Consider the following 18,884-nt stretch of genomic DNA (forward strand, 5'->3'; position numbering starts at 1 on the left):
ACTTTAAGCTTATTTTTACCAATGAAAAGAAAATTATGCAAAAAAAGCTATGTTTTACTAAACATAGCTTTTTATTTTTAGAATTTTACACTCTCTATTGATTTTTCATTTTTTTCTATTTTTGCATCTTTTGTTAATTTCTTAATAGTTTCTGTATATTTATTGCCTAATAATTTGTCTTTTATAGTATCTTTAACTTCATCAAAAGTTAATTGTTTTTGTGATTTATCAGTTACCTTTATTATATGGTATCCAAATTGAGTTTCCACTAATTCAGATATTTCACCTACTTTTAACCCCCAAGCAGCAGCTTCAAATTCAGGAACCATTGCTCCTTTTTCAAAGAAATCTAAATCTCCTCCCTTAGTACCTGATCCTTTGTCATCTGAGTATTCTTTCGCTAAATTTGCAAATTCTTCCCCACTCTTAGCTTTTTTAAGTATATCTTCAGCTTTCTTTTTAGCTTCTGCCTTTTTAGCTTCAGAAAGAGGTTTATTATTCTCATCAACTGTAGATATTAATATATGAGATGCTCTAACTTTATCCTCATAAAATTCTTTTTTATTATCTTCATAGTATTTTTTTATATCTTCATCGCTTATTTTTGTAACTTTTTTAAAGTTGTCTTGATAATTTTGTATTGCTAAACCAATTTCTTGTTCTTTCTTTATATCTTCATTAGTTATTCCAAGCTTTTTCATATTTTCTTTGTAAGCTTTATTTTCAGCTATACTTTTTTCAAATTCTTTAAATTTCTTATCTACGTCTTCTTTAGATGGTAATAAATTTTCTTTCTTAGCTTGTTCAAATAATATTTGAGTATTTATCATTTGCTCCATAACTGAATCTTTAAAGAACTCTTTATATTTTTTACCTTTTTCTACTTCCATGTCCCATATACTTTCTCCATACATAGACTCAGTAGCTTGCTTATTTAAATCTAAAGCCTTTTTATACTCCGCAACAGTTATCTTCTTATCATTTACTGTCGCTACAACATCATCGTCCTTAGGACCGCTACTACAAGCAGTCATAGACACCCCTAACATTATAGACATAGCTATTGCCATTATCTTCTTCAAATTAAAACACCCTTTCTGTTATTAAGTTATTTAACACTACACATTTTTTCTAATAGTTCTTCCAATTCTGTAACTATATTATACCCTACTTTTTCCTTTGTCTTGTATCTAGTTGTAGGAATTAATAATATTTCATCTTTAACTTGTCTTATTTTTTCTATTTTAAGCTTTTTACATAACGTTTTTATATAAGCTATCTTTAACAGACACTGAACTGCTTTTGGTATATCTGAGAATCTATCTTCTAACTCTTCAGATACATCATTCATATCATCTTTATTTTCTATAGAAGCAATCTTTTTATACATTTCTATTTTTAATAATTCATCAGTAATATAAGTATCTGGTATATATGCATTTACACTTAAATCAATTTCTACATCTAGCTCTTCAACAATTGGCTCACCTTTAACTTTCTTAATAGCATCATTTAACATCTTGACATATAATTCATACCCTATTACTGCCATATGACCATGTTGTTGAGATCCTAATATATTACCTGCTCCCCTTATTTCAAGGTCTCTCATAGCTATTTTAAATCCGGATCCAAACTCAGTGAACTCTCTTATAGCCTTTAGTCTTTTCTCCGCTATTTCGCTAAGCACTTTATCTTTTTCATACATTAAATATGCATAACCTTGTCTAGAACTTCTTCCAACTCTACCTCTTAGCTGATAAAGCTGTGCTAGTCCCATTTTATCTGCATCATATACAATCATAGTATTAGCATTTGATATGTCCATACCAGTTTCAATTATAGTTGTACAAACTAATACATTAAATTCCTTATTTAGGAATCCTAAAATTATATTTTCAAGTGCCTTAGATGTCATTCTTCCATGTGCTACAGCAACCCTTGCATCAGGTATTAATTTTTGTATCATACTAGCCATTTCTTCTATACGTTCAACTCTATTGTATACAAAGAATACTTGACCACCTCTACCTAATTCTCTTTCAATCTCATCTTGTATTATACTTTCCTTACCTTCTGTAACATAAGTAATTACTGGATGTCTTTCTTGAGGAGGTTCTTCTATAACACTCATATCTCTTATTCCACTAAGAGACATATGAAGTGTTCTTGGAATAGGCGTAGCAGACAATGTAAGCACGTCTACAGTTGATTTTATTTGTTTTAGTGCTTCTTTATGTCTAACTCCAAATCTTTGCTCCTCATCTATAACTACAAGTCCTAAATTAGGTAAAGTTATATCTTTAGATACTATTCTATGAGTACCTATTAGTACATCTACTAAACCTTTTTTAGCATCTTCTATAATTTGTTTTTGTTGCTTTGGAGTTTTAAATCTACTTAAAACTTCTACTCTTATTGGATAATTCTCAAATCTTTCTTTAAATGTATTATAATGTTGTTGAGCAAGTATTGTCGTAGGAACTAATACTGCAACTTGCTTTTGTTCCATACAAGCTTTAAATATTGCTCTTATAGCTACTTCCGTTTTACCATATCCAACATCTCCACAGATAAGTCTATCCATGACTTTATCTGATTCCATATCTTTTTTAGTTTCTTCGATAGCCTTTAATTGATCATCTGTTTCCTGGTGAGGGAATAACGATTCAAACTCACTTTGCCAAGGTGTATCTTTATCAAACTTATATCCTTTTACTTTTTCACGTTTAGCATAAAGTTCTATAAGATCTTTTGTCATATCTTCTATTTCTTTTTTAACCTTAGCTTTAGCCCTGCTCCATTCGTTTGTTCCAAGCTTATTTAATTTAACTTTTTCAACATCTGCACCTATATATTTTTGTACCTTGTCCATTTGATCTATTGGTACATATAAATTGTCTCCACCTTGGTAAACTATTTTCATGTAATCCTTTTTAATAGAATTAACAGTAATCTGTTCAATACCTGTGTATCTACCAACACCGCTATTTTCATGAACTACATAGTCACCAACATTTAAATCCATAAATGATTCGATTTTTTTACCTTTTTTAGCCTTACTTGATTTTGAAGTTGATGTTCTTTTATGAACACCTATCATTTCATTATCAGTAATAATTGCAAATTTTATAGACTTATACTCAAATCCATTACTTATACGAGCAGGTATAATTACTATTTGAGAAGACTTTAACTCCATATCCCTATCTTTAGCTATTATAGCTTCTAAACCTAAATCTAATAAATCAGAATGTAATTTTTTAGCTCTATCTGATGTATTCGTCGCTAAAATAATTTTATAACCGTTATATTTTAACCGATTTAATTCTTCAACTAAAACCTCAGTTTTAGCATTGAAATTTGGTATTTCTCTGCATTCAAAATTAACAATAGATTTTATATTAAAATCATTTATAGGTTTTGGAAGTAGTGTGTTTAATACTAATTTTTTATTTTCTGAAATAAACTCTAAATCACTATAACCATATAGTAGTTTACCTTGATTTTTTATAGCTAATCCTCTTTCAAGGTTTAGCTTATAGTTTTCTCTAAATTCATTAGTGTAATTTTCGCATCTTTCTTTTGTTCTGCTTATATCATTGAAAAATACGATTGCATCATCCTTTAAATAAGTAAATAAACTTTTATTCTCGTCTGTATATATATAATCTATATAGTTTTCTATACCTTCAAAATAAGTTTTACTAAGTATATTATCTATATCGTTAAATACATCTTCATTAGTATTTTTTGTAGTATCTTTTTTTATTCTGTTAGTAGCATCTTCAGTTATATGTGGGTATATAAATTCCCTAGACGGAGTTATAGAAAACTCTTTTATTTTCTCTATAGATTTTTGTGAAAATACATCAAAAGTTCGTATAGAATCTATCTCATCATCAAATAATTCCATACGAATTGGATTTGTATATTCTAGAGAAAAAATATCTACTATTCCTCCTCTTATACTAAATTGTCCAAATCCTTCTATTGCTGATACTCTTTCATAACCTAATGAAACTAATTTTTCACTTAATTTTTCTAAATTAATAATATCCCCTATTTTATAAGTAGATATATTTTCTAATAATATATCCTTAGGTGTATATTTTTTCAGAATAGCTTCAATAGATGTTACTAAAATTATATCTTCACCTTTAGCTAATTTTAGCAACACCTTTAATTTTTTAGCTTCTTCATTTCTATCCTTTGCATCTAAATGATAAAAGTGAATATCTCCAAATCCTAAATACTCTACCTTATCTTTCATATAAAAACTTAAGTCCTCATATATTTTTTTAGCTTCTAAATCGCTATTTGCTACAAATACGATTTGTCTATCTAAATCTCTAAATATAGAATATGTTATATGAGGTTTTTGCATTGGTAAAAGACCATTAATTAGTAATGATCCTTTATTTTTTTGTATGCAATTTATTATATCTTTATATTCTTTTGAATTTTGCAAAGGGTATATAAAAACATCTTCTTTCATTTAAATCCCCCTCTTGCTATCCGTTATACTTATTCATAGATAAATCTATATTTTCTCTTATAATGCAATCTACGGCATTACAGGCCTTTTCTAACCCTGTTGCTAAATCAATAGCTTCTTCTTTTCTAAACCTTGATAATACAAAGTCAGCTAGGTCTTGTCCTGGCATTGGTTTAGAAACACCAACTCTTACCCTTGGGAAATCTGTTGACCCAAGGCATTTAGTGATTGACCTCATACCATTGTGAGTTCCACCACTACCCTTTTTTCTTATTCTTATTTTTCCAACGTCTAAATCGATATCATCATATATTACTATTATATTGCTCAAATCTACTTTATAGTATTTATATATATCTATTAAAGTTTCTCCGCTTAGATTCATATATGTTTGTGGCTTAACTAATAAAACCTTTTCTGCTCCTACTCTTCCCTCTCCAATTAAAGCCTTATGTTTTATCTTCGTCACACTTATGCTATATTCCTTCGCCAACATATCTATAACATCAAAACCAACATTGTGTCTTGTCTTATCATACTGTTTTCCTGGATTTCCTAACCCTACTATTACGTACATTTCGTCTCCTCCTTTAATTGTTGATTATGTAAAATTTTACTTCGCCCATACATGGTTCAAAATAATCGATCGATATTATAAAAATAAAAATTTAATAAATCGTATTTTGTTAACATTATCATAATCGTTGCTAATGATATAAATGGTGCAAATGGTATTTTTCTTATTTTACCTTTTTTTATTAAAATTAAATACATGCAATATATAGAAGCTAAAATAAAAGATAAAATAATCAAATAAAAACTATAATTGTATCCCAACGAAAAACAACATAAGCCAAATAAGCCTATGTCTCCTTCTCCTAATCCTTTGGTTGTTTTTGCTAATACAAATGGTATCGTTAGCCCTATTAATAATGCTGCTATATAGTTTATCAATTCTTCTTTAGAATTTATTGTTATTAGGAAAATTGCACCTTGAACAATTATACCACTAACTAATGTTATATCATATATGTATGTTGTTTTATAGTCTATTATTGAGATAATTATTATAAATGGTAATAATAATATGTATTTAATAAAATATGATGTTGATTGATATTTATAATAAATTAATACTGTAGTTAATACTATACTTACGTATATAAATGATGTTATATACTTAGTTTTTATTATTTCTTTGCATATTTTATATAAGCATTTGTCTGCTAAATACGCTAAAATTATAGAAATTCCTATTATATAAATCATAATTTTATATAATAGTAGGGTTAATATTAGTATTAACCTTATTTCACATCTTTAATTCAATATATTATTCATTATATAAAAAAGATAATCAGAAATTCGATTATCTTTTTTCCTTAAACAAATATGCTTAAATACCAGTTTATTATATTAGTTCCACATAGAACTGTTATTAATGCACCTACAGATATAAATGGTCCATAAGGTATCATTGAGTTGTAATCTTGTTTCTTTATTTTACTGTATATCATTACTCCTATACCGTAAATCGCACCTACATATATACTTAGAAGTATTGTTAAAAGTCCACCCTTTATTCCAAGGAATAACCCAGTCATAAAAAAGAGTTTTATATCTCCTCCGCCCATTACTTCTTTTTTAACGATAAATTCTATTAAATTTATAAGTATTAGCATTCCTCCGCCACATATTAGTGCTCCTAATATACTGTCTTTTAGTGCTATTCCTTGACCTGTTAAATTAAATAATACTGCAAATATTATTCCAAATATCATTAGACTATCTGGTATTATAAAGTGGTCTATATCTATAAAAGTTACTATTATAAGTAGTGATATTAATACTAAATAATATAGAGTTATATAGTTTAGTCCATATACATTATATATTAATACAAATAATATACCTGTTAATAGCTCTATTAGTGGATATCTTTGAGATATCTTTTGACCACAATATCTACATTTACCATTTAAGAATACCCAGCTTAGTATTGGTACCAGATCTAATGGTTTTAGTCTATTATTGCAATTATAACAGTGCGATGGCGGATTTGATATTGATTGATTATTTGGTATTCTAAATATACATACATTGAAGAAACTTCCAAATATCACTCCAACTATAAATACATATATTTGTATTATATATTCCATTTTAAATTATCCACCTATCCCTTTATTTTTTATCCCAACTAATTACTTCATATTTAATATTATAGTTTTTGTCAGACATTATTTTATCTACTACAACATTTATCTTTGATTCTATTTTGTATTTTCCTGATATACTTTCGATTTTAATTGGAATTTTTATATAAGCACCTTCCTTAAGGATTTCATATTTAGTGCTTGTTTCTTCTTTTATAAATGACCTATCATATTCTCTATCATCAGATATTGATATTTTACTTTTAAAATATCTTCCTTCTTTTCCTGTACATTCTAATTCATCATCAACATATAAGTATAATTTATTATCTGGAGCTAAGTTGGGATCTAATTTTGATAGCTCATTTTGTATATATTCTTTTAAAAGTTCTAATTCTAAACTTATAGTACTTATCCTATTTGAAAAAATGTTAAATAAATCTTCTGTTAAGTAGTTTCCATATATCTTTTTCATATCTGCTTGATTTAATATATTAAAATCTTTTACATCTTTTATTCTTTTTATATTCTCTATGCTTTTATTTAGTTCATTTATGTAAATTCTTAAGTTTTGTATGCTATGAGGGTTACCTATAAAATTTTGTATGTTATTATTTATATCTAGTAATTTATTCTTTATATCCCTAATATAGTTATGAGCTTCTTTATCTGTCGATGATATTTTAAAATTATTATTCATATCCCTTACACATAAATCCATATTTATTATGCATCTACCTATTATATATTTAATATTTATTACAGGGTTTTGATTACCAAACATAATGTTTGATAAATATTCTTTCGCAATCAATATTTCTTCTCTAACTAATCTTTTTTCATGATTGTTAGATCCTAGATTTGGTGAATTCAATAGCGTTTCAATCAACTTTTTAATTTCTACTAAATCAGGATTTTTAGATTCTATTTTTTGCAATATATTATTAATACTATCTTCAATATTACCACTATTATTATTTATATATTTAGCTTGTAGTAAATATTGCTTAACTATTTCTAAGGGCAATCTATCAATCTTATTTTCAATAACACTTCCATCTAATCTTATTGTTTTTAAATATTCTGAAAGTCCAATTTCTACCCCAGATTCAGCTAAATATTTTTCTCCTATATAAGTTTCTGTGCTTTTATTTAGCTTTATTTGATTAGATATTTGGCTGTAAATCACACCTATAAATATAGTAATCAATACTAGTGCAAATATAGCTAATGTTAGTGTAGAACCTTTATTATTCTTTAATTTCTTGCACATTTACTATCCCTTTCTATTAGAAATATATATTTTAAACTTTATTTTACTATTTAAATATCATTTTAGTCGTCCCATGTATATCCATATTAAAAGATATGTTTTTTATTTCCCTTCCTTCTTTTATCTTAATAATACAACCATCATTATTATCTTTTGAATTAATTACATCTTTAATGTCTATATTACCATATCCTTTTATAGATACATTAGGAGATTTAATTATAAAGTCACCATTTGATGAAATTTTAATTTCAGAAGTTTTTATATATTTTTCTTTGAACTTACTTTTAAAAATCTCTGGATTTAGTGTCCACCTTTGATTACTAAGGATATCTATTATTTCAATTTCTTCATTTTCAAAATCTATAATAATTTTTACAGGTTTATACTCTTTATCTGAAAATTTATCTATCTTAAAAATTTCATTTCCTACTGAAATATTAGCTTCATAGATATCATCATCTGTTTCAATTATTATGTCTGTATTAGCTATATCTTCTATAACAATTGGGTTGCTAATCTTAGGTGATACATCAAATCTATATATATCATTTTTTTCTATATAAATACCTACTTTATATAAATTATTTTCTTTGTCCAAATCTATTGAAAAAGGTCTTTCTTTATTTAAAACAGGTTGTTTGTTTATTATTTCAAATTTAGCTCCATCTTCCTGCCTCTCTACTGTATAATTTAATCCATCTTTGTATGTCACATATTTAATTACAGTATCATCATATATTTTTATATCATAGCTATAACTAGATTTTCCATTATCAATAATTTTCACTTCTTTACTTTTCTCTAAATCCTTACTTAAGTATTTATTAAGTAAATTAGCAGACTGTTGAAATCCGGTAATAATACTTTGACTTTTAGTAGTTTTAGTAATTCCATTTATAATGTTATATCCAATAAATATAACTGAAATCATTATAGAAATAGCTATAATAACTTCAATAATAGTGATGCCCTTTATATTTTTTAACTTTTCTTTAATACCAGCCCCCCCTAACTAGACATATAAATTTTTTATATAAATACTAATAATTATTTCCACCAATTATCCTTGATGTATATTCATAATCAGTACATCTACTAAGTACACTTTCTCTCGATATTTTTCCTTGTCTATATAAACTAGCAAGTTCCTGATCCATAGAATGCATACCTAATTTAGATCCTGTTTGTATTATATTTTGTATTTGATATGTTTTATTTTCTCTTATTAAATTTCTTATAGCTGATGTTGCTATCATAACTTCAAGAGCTGCCACTCGATTTCTTCCATCTATCGTCGGTATCAATTGTTGAGATACTACACCCTCACAAACAGTAGATAACTGCGTTCTTATTTGTTGCTGCTGTTCAGCTGGGAACATATCTACTATTCTATCTATAGTTTTCGCTGACCCTATTGTATGTAAGGTAGAAAAAACTAAATGTCCTGTTTCTGCTGCTGTTAAAGCTATCGATACGGTCTCTGGATCTCTCATCTCTCCAACTAAAATAACATCTGGGTCTTGTCTAAGTGCTGCCCTAAGGGCCGAACTAAAACTTTCAGTATCACTTCCAACTTCTCTTTGATTAACTATGCTTTTTTTATGATTATGTACATACTCTATAGGATCCTCTAATGTTATTATGTGTCTTTCTTTATTCGCATTTATTATATCTATTAAACTTGCTAAAGTTGTACTCTTTCCACTTCCTGTAGGTCCTGTTACTAAAACTAGTCCTTTGTGTTTTTCTGAAAATGTAGATATAACCTCTGGTAATCCTAAATTTTTGAATGTTGGTATCGTTGCTGTTATTGTTCTTATTGCTATTGCATAATAACCTCTTTGTTTATATGCATTAACCCTAAATCTATCTCCGTTATCAATAGACACAGAAAAATCAACCTCTCCATGTTCTTGTAATCTTTTAAACTTCCTAGATCCAGTTATTTCCCTGGACATATCTTCCGTATCTTGAGGAGTCAAACTATCTTCCCTAAGATTTACAAACTTTCCTTTTACCCTAGCCCTTGGTGGGCAATCGACAGTTATATGTACATCTGATGCACCAAGCTCTATCGCTATCTCTAGCAAGCTAAATATATTCATATTCTTTCTCCTTAGTAACTAATTATTTTTACTTTTCCCAAATGAAACCCTAAAATATTCTCCTCCATAATTATTCAATTGTTTTATTACATCAAATTCTATATTAACTTCTTCAGACTCTCCAATATAAAATTCAAAATATCTTTCTTCTTTATTTAATTCATGCTTTACTAATTCCCCATTTATCTTTATATCTCTAATTAAGCTATTTCTAGATTCATCTCCTATTCGTGACTCTATTTTAATATATGACGGCTTATAATATTCTCTAAACAATGTATCATTGTTATTATCAAAAAAATATTCTTCATCATTTACAACACTATTTAAATATATCTTATTATTATTGAGTCCTGGTTTAAAAGATATTTTGAATGTAGTTTTTTCACTAATATTTACACTTGATTCATTATTTTTTGTATTTAAAATTCTATTATTAGTAGTATTTATATCATTTCCTACATGAAGTGAACTGCTACTTCCGTTAAAATATATGTACGATATTCCATTTATAAAATCTGGATCTGGCTTATTTTCTGTTGGAGGATTTGGTTTTTGTTCTGTATCTATATCATTGGTATTCTTACTCAATATAGATGTAGATAACTCAACCTTTCTTTTAGTAAAATGCTTATCTTCTGATTCGACAAGTACATAGATATGAAATAAATACATTTTATCTACAATATTTTCTTTATATAAGTTTAATTTTATATCGTATTTTCTTGGTTTCATTTCATCATCATTATAATTTTGCTTATAGTTTTTAGTTTTTTCATTTATATCACTTATATCTATTTTATCGCTTATCTCATTTATTTCATTTATTTCAATCTTATCTTCGCCTACATTTAAATATGTTTTACCCCCTAAAGTTTTTATTTGATTTCTTAAATTCTCTAGCTCATTTTGAGCTAAATTTAATGCTTTTATATCTCTATCATTTTTTGTATTAACTCTTATTGAGCTATTATATATTTTAAAAAATGCAAACATTATAAATACGATTATTGCTAAAGATATCAAAACTTCTAATAAAGTAAATCCTTTATTTTTTCTATACAATATAATTCACATCCTTGCATAACTAATTCATTACATTTATTAATGTACTCTTATAAACAAATTGCATCTTAATAGACTTAGACTATAAGATGCAATTTATAATTTTTTAGTTTAAACTCTGTCTAATTCGATGTATCTTGGAATGGATTATACTTACCAGGTTTCCAAGTTGATGGATTATCAGTCTCTAGCTTAATTATATCTTTATCTGAACTATATACTATAAAGTTAATATTTGCTGATATATCTCCACTCGCTTTTGATGTAACTTTCACATCTATAGTGTTTACTACATCCCCTACACAATCCGAATCTGGTTTTCTACCTCCACTTTGAGTTGGTGTTCCATATAGAACATTTCCTTCTATCATATTGCTGCACTCTTTATCCAAATGATAATTAGTATCCTCTCTAGTCCAATATACTCTTTTAGTAGTCTCTTTTTTTACCTCAGTCATTTTAGCAGTCATATTATAATCCATTACTTGAGTTATATTTTTTTGTTCTTCTAAGTAATAAATTAATTCTCTTATTCTTCTATAATCTCCCTCTACATTTAATGACATTGGTATTGCATAGAAATTCGTATAATCTACACTATCTGATATTTGGTAGTTATTTAACTTTATATCTAAACTTTTCATAACTTTATCAAGACCTATTAAGAATAAGCCATCTTCCATATCATGGCTTAGTTGCTTGCTTTTTACTCTAGCTTCTCTTGTTAAGTTATCTAATTTTTCTTGTTTTTCTGGAAGTTCTTCTAATTCTTTTTTATAATTATTCATCTCTTTTAATGAACTATCAAGATTATTTTTAGACTCCATAAATTTATTAAATTTCGGATATACAATAAAATAACCATATAAACCTAAAATTAAAACTACTCCTAAAGTAATAAACAGTCCTTTAACACTAACTTCTCTTTTTAGAATGTCTTTTTTAAATAAGTCCTTTATATCTGCTTGCCATATACTCTTTTTCTCTTCAATGTCTTTATTAATTTCTTTTATTTCTCTACTCATTAGTTATCAATCCCTCCTTTAATTTAGCTGTTATACTAAAACTATAGGAAGTTTTTTTACTATTTTCATCACCTGATATTTTTTCAGTCACTCCCGAAAACTTAATTTCTTCAAAATACGGTAATAACTTAATATTATATACAAATTTAGCAACATCAGTTGGAGTAGCTCCCGTTCCGCTCATACTTATACTATTTGGTACTTTATCATATAAAGGTACCTCTTTTTCTACTTTAGTAGCTTCAGTTTTATTTTCATCATCTGAATTACTATTGATATTTTCATTACTTGTACTATCTTCCTGTTTAATATCTTGCGGTATATAAGATAAGTTTAAATTTTCTAACCAAACTTTATAAGGAATATTCTTGTCTATTGCTGTAAGCATTTCACCCCATCTAGGTTCTCTATTTGTAAGCATATCATATATTTCTATTTCCTCTTGCTTAAGCTTAATCTTATTTTCTATATCATCAATCTGCTTATATTCTTCTTTAATATCAACTATTTGAGTATTAACTTCTTCTAACTTATTATCAGTTAATTTTTTCATCATAATTAATGAGATTATCGGTATGTAAAGTACTATTAATCCTAATGGAATTATCTTTAAAATTTTCGATATCTGTTTTTTTCTTTCTTGTTGTCTTTTAACTTCTATAGGTAATAGATTCATTCTATTGTATTGAGATTTTTCAGACTCTCTTAGCATACACCCTATAATGTCAACTATCATATTAAGCTCATTATATTGAATATCACCTTTTATATCTGTATATATATCATATAAATTTTCTATTCCTGGTATTATTTCACTACTAAACAATCTGGAGAAATTTTTTTTAATTCCTTCATTATGAGCATATTTTCCAACTATTAAAATGGTATCTACTATCTTACCAAAGTTTCTTGATGAATAATAATTCATAAGTCCATTAGCTTCGTCGACTAGTCTCATATAATCATAATCTTGTGCATTGTTACCTAACTTAATCGGAACGTTATCGTGAATATAAAGAGAATCTTCTTTATATATTTCTATAGCACTACTATAATCTCCAGTGTCGACAATCATAATATCGCTATATTCAACTTCTTTTAATACCCTCGAATATGATGCTGGTAATATATCTATACATTCTAGCTTTAAATTATTTTCAGTAAAAATATCTATTATAGATTCAGCTTCTTTAGTGTATAAACCAGCTAATATTAAATCTAAATATTCTTCACCTTGGTCACTAAATTCTCTTAATACTTCATACGAAAAGTTATATTCCTCTCTTTCAAGAGAAATCATTTCATCTATTTCCATAGACATAATAGCATCTAAATCTTTTGAGTCTATTTTCGCTATTTTATTAGATTTAACAATTACATCATTTGTATTTAAACATAATATAGCACTCTTTGCCTTTGATTTATTTATTTTAAGAGCGCACTTTAATAAATTATATTTATCTGTGAAGTTTGGTTCTACGTCATCTGATGATAAAAAATATACATCATCTATGATGAATTTGTCTTTCTTATAATATCCATCAACTACAGAAATAAAATCTCCATAGTAGGATATATAAAGTCTACTCATTTGTATATTTCCTCCTAAATTGCGTCATAAATACTTAACATTGGTAAAAATACACCTATTACTAAGAATGCTACCATTACCCCAACCATTACTATCATTATTGGCTCAATCATCGATACCATTCTATTTAAATATATTTCTGCTTCATGTTCATAAAACTCTGACATTTGATTACTTATATTTTCTAGTTGACCAGTTTGCTCTCCTATAGAAATCATTTGTATAAGAACAGGATCAAAGTATCCTGATTTTTCAAGATTGTCTGCCAGAGATTCTCCTCTTATAACCCCTTCTTTTGCTTCTTTTACTGCATTTTCTGCTATTGAGTTATTTAAACTCTCTCTTATATAATCCAACCCTTGAAGTAATGGAAACCCAGTTGAAATAAATAAATAAAGTGCCTTTGAAAATCTCATTGATACAATCGCATTTATACCTTTATTAAGTAAAGGTATTTTTGTAACCAAAAAATCCTTATTGTGCCTACCAATAGGTGTTTTAACATATTTCTTAATTAGTAAAAATCCAAGTATTATTGCTAATAAAGCTACGTACCAGTATGTCTTCATAAACATACCCATATTCATTATAAATCTACTTAAAGGTGGCATTGTTGCTCCGGTTTCTATAATAGATTCCATCATCTTTGGCATTATGAAACTAGTAAATATAAATAACATAATAAAGCTTACTACTCCAACTATAGCTGGATATGTAGATGCATTCCTTATTTTTTGAGTTATTCTATGCTCTCTTGAATAAAATGTTGCCATGCTTTTTAATACATCTTCCAATGTCCCTGTAGCTTCACCTGTTGCTACCATTGCTGATAACAACTTTGGAAACTTTGATTTATCATCTAGCATAGAATCTGCTAGAGTTGAGCCAGATTTTATATCATTTACTAATCTATTTATTTCTTCAGATAAAGTTTTATTTCCTGACCTTTTAGCTAAACTCTCTAGTCCCGTTATACTATTTATACCCGATGAAATTATTATTCCATATTGTCTACAGAAGTGACTTATTGTATCTGATTTAAGATTTTTCTTAGAGTATTTCCTATTGCTAAATAAAGAACATTCTTTATATTCTTTAATTTCTAAAACTCTAACCTTTTTCTCTCTTAACTTTTTCCTCGCATCATTAAAGTCGTTAGCAGTTATTACTCCCTTAGTCTTTTTTCCATTTAACATTAATGCTGTATATTTATAATTCTTCATTTAACCACCTCTTATTGAGCTGCGAATGTTACCTTTAACATTTCTTCTATTGTAGTAGTTCCATCTAAAACTTTTTTTACTGCATCATCTTTTAGAACTTCCATTCCATGTAGCTTAGCTGCATCCAATATTTCATCTTCTTTAGCACCTGAATTTATTAAATTTCTTATTTCTTTATCCATCATAAGAATTTCATAAACACCAATTCTACCTTTGTAACCTTGATTTCCGCATCTAGGACAACCTACTGATTTGTATAATTTGACTTCTTCATTTGGTAAACACCCTAAAGCTTGTTTTTCTCCCAATTCAGCACTATATGGTTCTTTACAGTCATTACATAACTTTCTTACTAGACGTTGAGATACAACACCTATTATAGATGATGTTATTAAATAACTAGCAACATTCATATCTATAAGCCTTGATATTGCGCCTATTGCTGTATTTGCATGAAGCGTACTTAAAACTAAATGCCCTGTTAGAGATGCTCTTATTGCAATTTCTGCTGTATTTAAATCCCTTATTTCTCCAACCATTATAATATCTGGATCTTGACGCATAAATGCTCTTAATGCATTTGCAAAGTCAAGACCTGCTTTTACATTTATTTGTGATTGATTTATACCTTCAAGCTCATATTCTATTGGATCTTCTATAGTTAATATATTTTGTTCTATATTATTTAATTGATTAAGCATTGAGTATAGTGTAGTTGTTTTACCACTTCCGGTTGGACCTACTACCAATATAAGTCCATATGGTTTTGATAGTAGTTCATCATATGCTTTAATATTATTATCATTTAAACCAAGCCCATGTTTTCCAACCATAAAACTTGCTTTATCAAGTACCCTCATAACTACTTTTTCATCTTTGCTAGTTGGCATTGTAGATACTCTGAAATCAATACTCTTATTATCTATATTTTGAATAATTCTTCCATCTTGAGGAAGTCTTTTTTCTGATATATTAAGTCCTGCCATAATCTTTATACGACTCACTACTGCTTTATATGGCTTGGCACTTGTTTTCATATGTTCTCTAAGTAGTCCATCTACCCTAAATCTAATTCTCATAAAATCGCCATCTTGCTCAATATGTATATCACTAGCTTTTATTCTAACAGCACTTTCCATCACACTATGTACTAACCTTACTATTGGTGCTGCATTTACATCATCATCTAAATTTATTTCATCATGAGCACTTTCTTTTTTTGTTTGAACATACTCATTTATTGCTTTATTTAAATCAGCACTTGAGTAAGATGAGTCTATTGCTTGATTAATTTCTCCCATACTTGATATATATGGTATTATACTTTTTCCTGATATTCGACGTATATCTTGCATAGCAACTCTATCTTGTGGGTCTGCCATTGCGACTGATAAATGATTATTTTCTATTTTAAATGGGAATATTGTATATCTTTTACATATGTTTTCTGGTATTAAGCCTGTTGCCCTTGGGTCTATCATTGATGGTGTTAATAATACACTTTCTATATTTAAAAGCTCTGTAAGTACTGAAGTTAATGTTTCTGCACTTATTAAACCTTGTTCTATCAAAATTTCTCCGATTCTTTTACCTGTACCTCTTTGTAGAGATAATGCTCTTTCTAGTTGTTCATTGGATATATATCCACTCTCAACTAATTTGTCTCCTATCCTTACTTTGTGTGACATTTTACTCACCCCGTCTCCAAATAATTATAGCACCTTTTTATTCTGTTCGTTACATTATATAATGTATAGTTACATACAAAAATAGCTATATTTATATTAAAAATATAGCTATTTTGTATTAAATATTTATTAATTTTTTATTATAGTCATAGTTACCTTACTACCATCTACTACCTTTATAGCATTATTTGAATCTGCCTCTATCTTATTCTTTATATCTTCAGGTATTGTTTGACTTGAAGTAAATTTTATTTTGAATTTTGCATCTGAACCTGTTGTATCAATTTTATAATCGCCTCCAAAAGGTGAATTAGTTGGTACAGATTCCATATATTCATCTAAATCTTTCGCTTCGTTAGCTCCTGTTAACCCTGTTAATCCTTCTGGATAATCATTTTTATCTGAGTAGTATGATAATGTTGCACTTTTAAATGCATTATAATCTGCTAATAAATCTGCTACTTTTGCTTTATTTATATTTTTAAATAATGCAGGTACTGCTACTACTGCTAATATTCCTATTATTGCTATTACTACTAATAATTCTACTAGTGTAAATCCTTTTTGATTTTTCTTTTTCATATTTTATAACCTCTCATACTTATATATTTTTAATTTTATAATACAAATTATTTAGACGGTATTGCTAAAGTATTTTTTATAAGTATTAATCCTATCGTAACATTGTCACCAACTATATTAGACCCACTAGAATTAACTTCTTCAAATTTCCCATTAACAACTAAACCTACCGTAGTTCCAAGTTCAGATTGTAATTTTTTTGCTTGATCTTCACTTATTTTATTTCCTGTAGATACTAACGCTAAAGACTCTGAACCATCTTTTCCAACTTTAGGATCTACAGTTACAGTTTCTATTTTATAATCTCCTGTTGTAGCCAATGGTGATTTTGATGGTACACTTTCCATATACTCTGATATCTTGGCATCCCATTTAATTTCTGTGCCTTCTGCTGGCGTTGATGTTACAGGATATTCATTTTTATCTGTATAGTATGATAATGATGCACTCTTAAATGCATTATAGTCTGCTTGTAAATCTGCTACCTTCGCCTTGTTTATATTCTTAAATAACGCAGGTACTGCTACTACTGCTAGTATTCCTATTATTGCTATTACTACTAATAGTTCTACTAACGTAAATCCTTTTTGATTTTTCTTTTTCATATAAACTCCCCCTATTAACTTTAGTTTGGTGAATATATACTTACATATACACCGTATATATTTGATTCATTTGGAGTTGTCGTTACACATTTCCAAACTTTCTTTAACTCTTCATCTTGCTCAAAGTATTTTCTTGAAATAGCACTTTCACTTACTTCCATACCAATGTCAATTCTCTCTAACTCTTTTGAATCCTTTTTATATACTGGAATTATATTGTATCCCTTATTTCTCACATTTACTGTAAAAGGAGTTCTTTTGGGCATTTCTTCTATATTTTCAGACATTTCATTTTTATTAATTGGTAACCTATTATTTTCAGTATAATATACCATTGAAGATGACTTAAATGCATTAAGCTCAGATTTTAGTTTTGCCATTTTAGAATTGTTTATATTTTTAAATAATGCTGGCAATGCTACTGCCGCCAATATTCCTATTATTGCTATTACCACTAATAACTCTACTAATGTAAACCCTCTATTTTTTTTCATAATATATTCCTCTATCTTTTATACTAAATTAATAATTAAATCATTTTATTATTGTGGAGCTATATTCATTGAAAAATGACCACTATTTACATCTATACCCCCGTTCGATTTTTCTTTTATGTACTTAGAAAATCTATTTATAACATTTATAGAAGATTGATTCATATCTTCTCCATGTACTACTACTGAATTTTTACTACTATTAATTGAAATATAATATCTTCCTCCAAATGGAGTTTCATCTATTATATTATCAAAATAATCTTGTATCTTTTTTTGTTCACTCAGATAAGAATGTAATCTTATTGTATTTGAACCGTCTGTATTCGCTACTATTTCTGACTTTAATTTATAGTTATTATCTGAGTAATATTGAGCTATACCAGCTTTTATAACGTTATAATCAGATAGTAATTCTGAAACTTTAGCCTTATTTATATTGTCAAATAATGCTGGTAATGATACTACTGCTAATATTCCTATTATTGCTATTATTACTAGAAGCTCTACTAAGGTAAATCCTTTATTATTCTTATACCTCATTGCATCCCTCCTATTCTTTGCCTTATATACCTA

Annotated in this window: 17 protein-coding genes; all 17 read right to left on the reverse strand. The window is 27.6% G+C overall.

The window, feature by feature from the left end; genetic code table 11:
* Positions 1-77: 77 nt before the first annotated feature.
* Positions 78-1,082, reverse strand: coding sequence for a peptidylprolyl isomerase (locus JNUCC81_RS17865; protein WP_454094686.1), 1,005 nt, complete (start codon positions 1,080-1,082; stop codon positions 78-80).
* 26 nt (positions 1,083-1,108) lie between these two features.
* Complete coding sequence (gene mfd / locus JNUCC81_RS17870) at positions 1,109-4,498, reverse strand: transcription-repair coupling factor (protein WP_454094687.1); 3,390 nt, start codon at positions 4,496-4,498, stop codon at positions 1,109-1,111.
* Between the two features lie 16 nt (positions 4,499-4,514).
* Positions 4,515-5,075, reverse strand: coding sequence for an aminoacyl-tRNA hydrolase (gene pth, locus JNUCC81_RS17875; RefSeq protein ID WP_454094688.1), 561 nt, complete (start codon positions 5,073-5,075; stop codon positions 4,515-4,517).
* A gap of 56 nt (positions 5,076-5,131) precedes the next feature.
* The gene (locus JNUCC81_RS17880; protein ID WP_454094689.1) at positions 5,132-5,767 is read right to left on the reverse strand and encodes a prepilin peptidase; all 636 of its coding nucleotides are present in this window, start codon (positions 5,765-5,767) and stop codon (positions 5,132-5,134) included.
* Between the two features lie 113 nt (positions 5,768-5,880).
* A complete protein-coding gene (locus tag JNUCC81_RS17885) occupies positions 5,881-6,660 on the reverse strand; it encodes a prepilin peptidase (RefSeq protein WP_454094690.1) in 780 nt (259 codons plus the stop codon).
* Positions 6,661-6,682: 22 nt separating this feature from the next.
* On the reverse strand, positions 6,683-7,927 hold the full coding sequence (locus JNUCC81_RS17890; protein ID WP_454094691.1) for a hypothetical protein: 1,245 nt from the start codon (positions 7,925-7,927) through the stop codon (positions 6,683-6,685).
* Between the two features lie 46 nt (positions 7,928-7,973).
* Positions 7,974-8,861: a hypothetical protein gene (locus tag JNUCC81_RS17895; protein ID WP_454094692.1), complete on the reverse strand. Its 888-nt coding sequence runs from the start codon at positions 8,859-8,861 to the stop codon at positions 7,974-7,976.
* Between the two features lie 109 nt (positions 8,862-8,970).
* Complete coding sequence (locus JNUCC81_RS17900) at positions 8,971-10,035, reverse strand: type IV pilus twitching motility protein PilT (RefSeq protein ID WP_454094693.1); 1,065 nt, start codon at positions 10,033-10,035, stop codon at positions 8,971-8,973.
* Between the two features lie 18 nt (positions 10,036-10,053).
* Positions 10,054-11,100, reverse strand: coding sequence for a type IV pilus modification PilV family protein (locus JNUCC81_RS17905; protein ID WP_454094694.1), 1,047 nt, complete (start codon positions 11,098-11,100; stop codon positions 10,054-10,056).
* A 122-nt stretch (positions 11,101-11,222) separates the two neighbouring features.
* Positions 11,223-12,125, reverse strand: coding sequence for a type 4a pilus biogenesis protein PilO (pilO, locus tag JNUCC81_RS17910; protein ID WP_454094695.1), 903 nt, complete (start codon positions 12,123-12,125; stop codon positions 11,223-11,225).
* Positions 12,118-13,716, reverse strand: coding sequence for a hypothetical protein (locus JNUCC81_RS17915; protein WP_454094696.1), 1,599 nt, complete (start codon positions 13,714-13,716; stop codon positions 12,118-12,120). The genes pilO and JNUCC81_RS17915 overlap by 8 nt, the downstream gene beginning before the upstream one ends.
* Positions 13,717-13,730: 14 nt before the next feature.
* A complete protein-coding gene (locus tag JNUCC81_RS17920; protein WP_454094697.1) occupies positions 13,731-14,939 on the reverse strand; it encodes a type II secretion system F family protein in 1,209 nt (402 codons plus the stop codon).
* Between the two features lie 11 nt (positions 14,940-14,950).
* Positions 14,951-16,627: a GspE/PulE family protein gene (locus JNUCC81_RS17925; RefSeq protein ID WP_454094698.1), complete on the reverse strand. Its 1,677-nt coding sequence runs from the start codon at positions 16,625-16,627 to the stop codon at positions 14,951-14,953.
* A 129-nt stretch (positions 16,628-16,756) separates the two neighbouring features.
* Positions 16,757-17,209 carry a type II secretion system protein gene (locus tag JNUCC81_RS17930; protein ID WP_454094699.1) on the reverse strand — a complete coding sequence of 151 codons (453 nt, stop codon included), beginning with the start codon at positions 17,207-17,209 and terminating at the stop codon, positions 16,757-16,759.
* Positions 17,210-17,256: 47 nt separating this feature from the next.
* Complete coding sequence (locus JNUCC81_RS17935) at positions 17,257-17,814, reverse strand: type II secretion system protein (RefSeq protein ID WP_454094700.1); 558 nt, start codon at positions 17,812-17,814, stop codon at positions 17,257-17,259.
* A gap of 20 nt (positions 17,815-17,834) precedes the next feature.
* Entirely contained in the window at positions 17,835-18,308 is a 474-nt protein-coding gene (locus tag JNUCC81_RS17940) for a type II secretion system protein (protein ID WP_454094701.1), read from the reverse strand.
* A gap of 48 nt (positions 18,309-18,356) precedes the next feature.
* Entirely contained in the window at positions 18,357-18,851 is a 495-nt protein-coding gene (locus JNUCC81_RS17945; protein ID WP_454094702.1) for a type II secretion system protein, read from the reverse strand.
* Positions 18,852-18,884: the final 33 nt, after the last annotated feature.

Source organism: Faecalimicrobium sp. JNUCC 81, assembly GCF_053667625.1.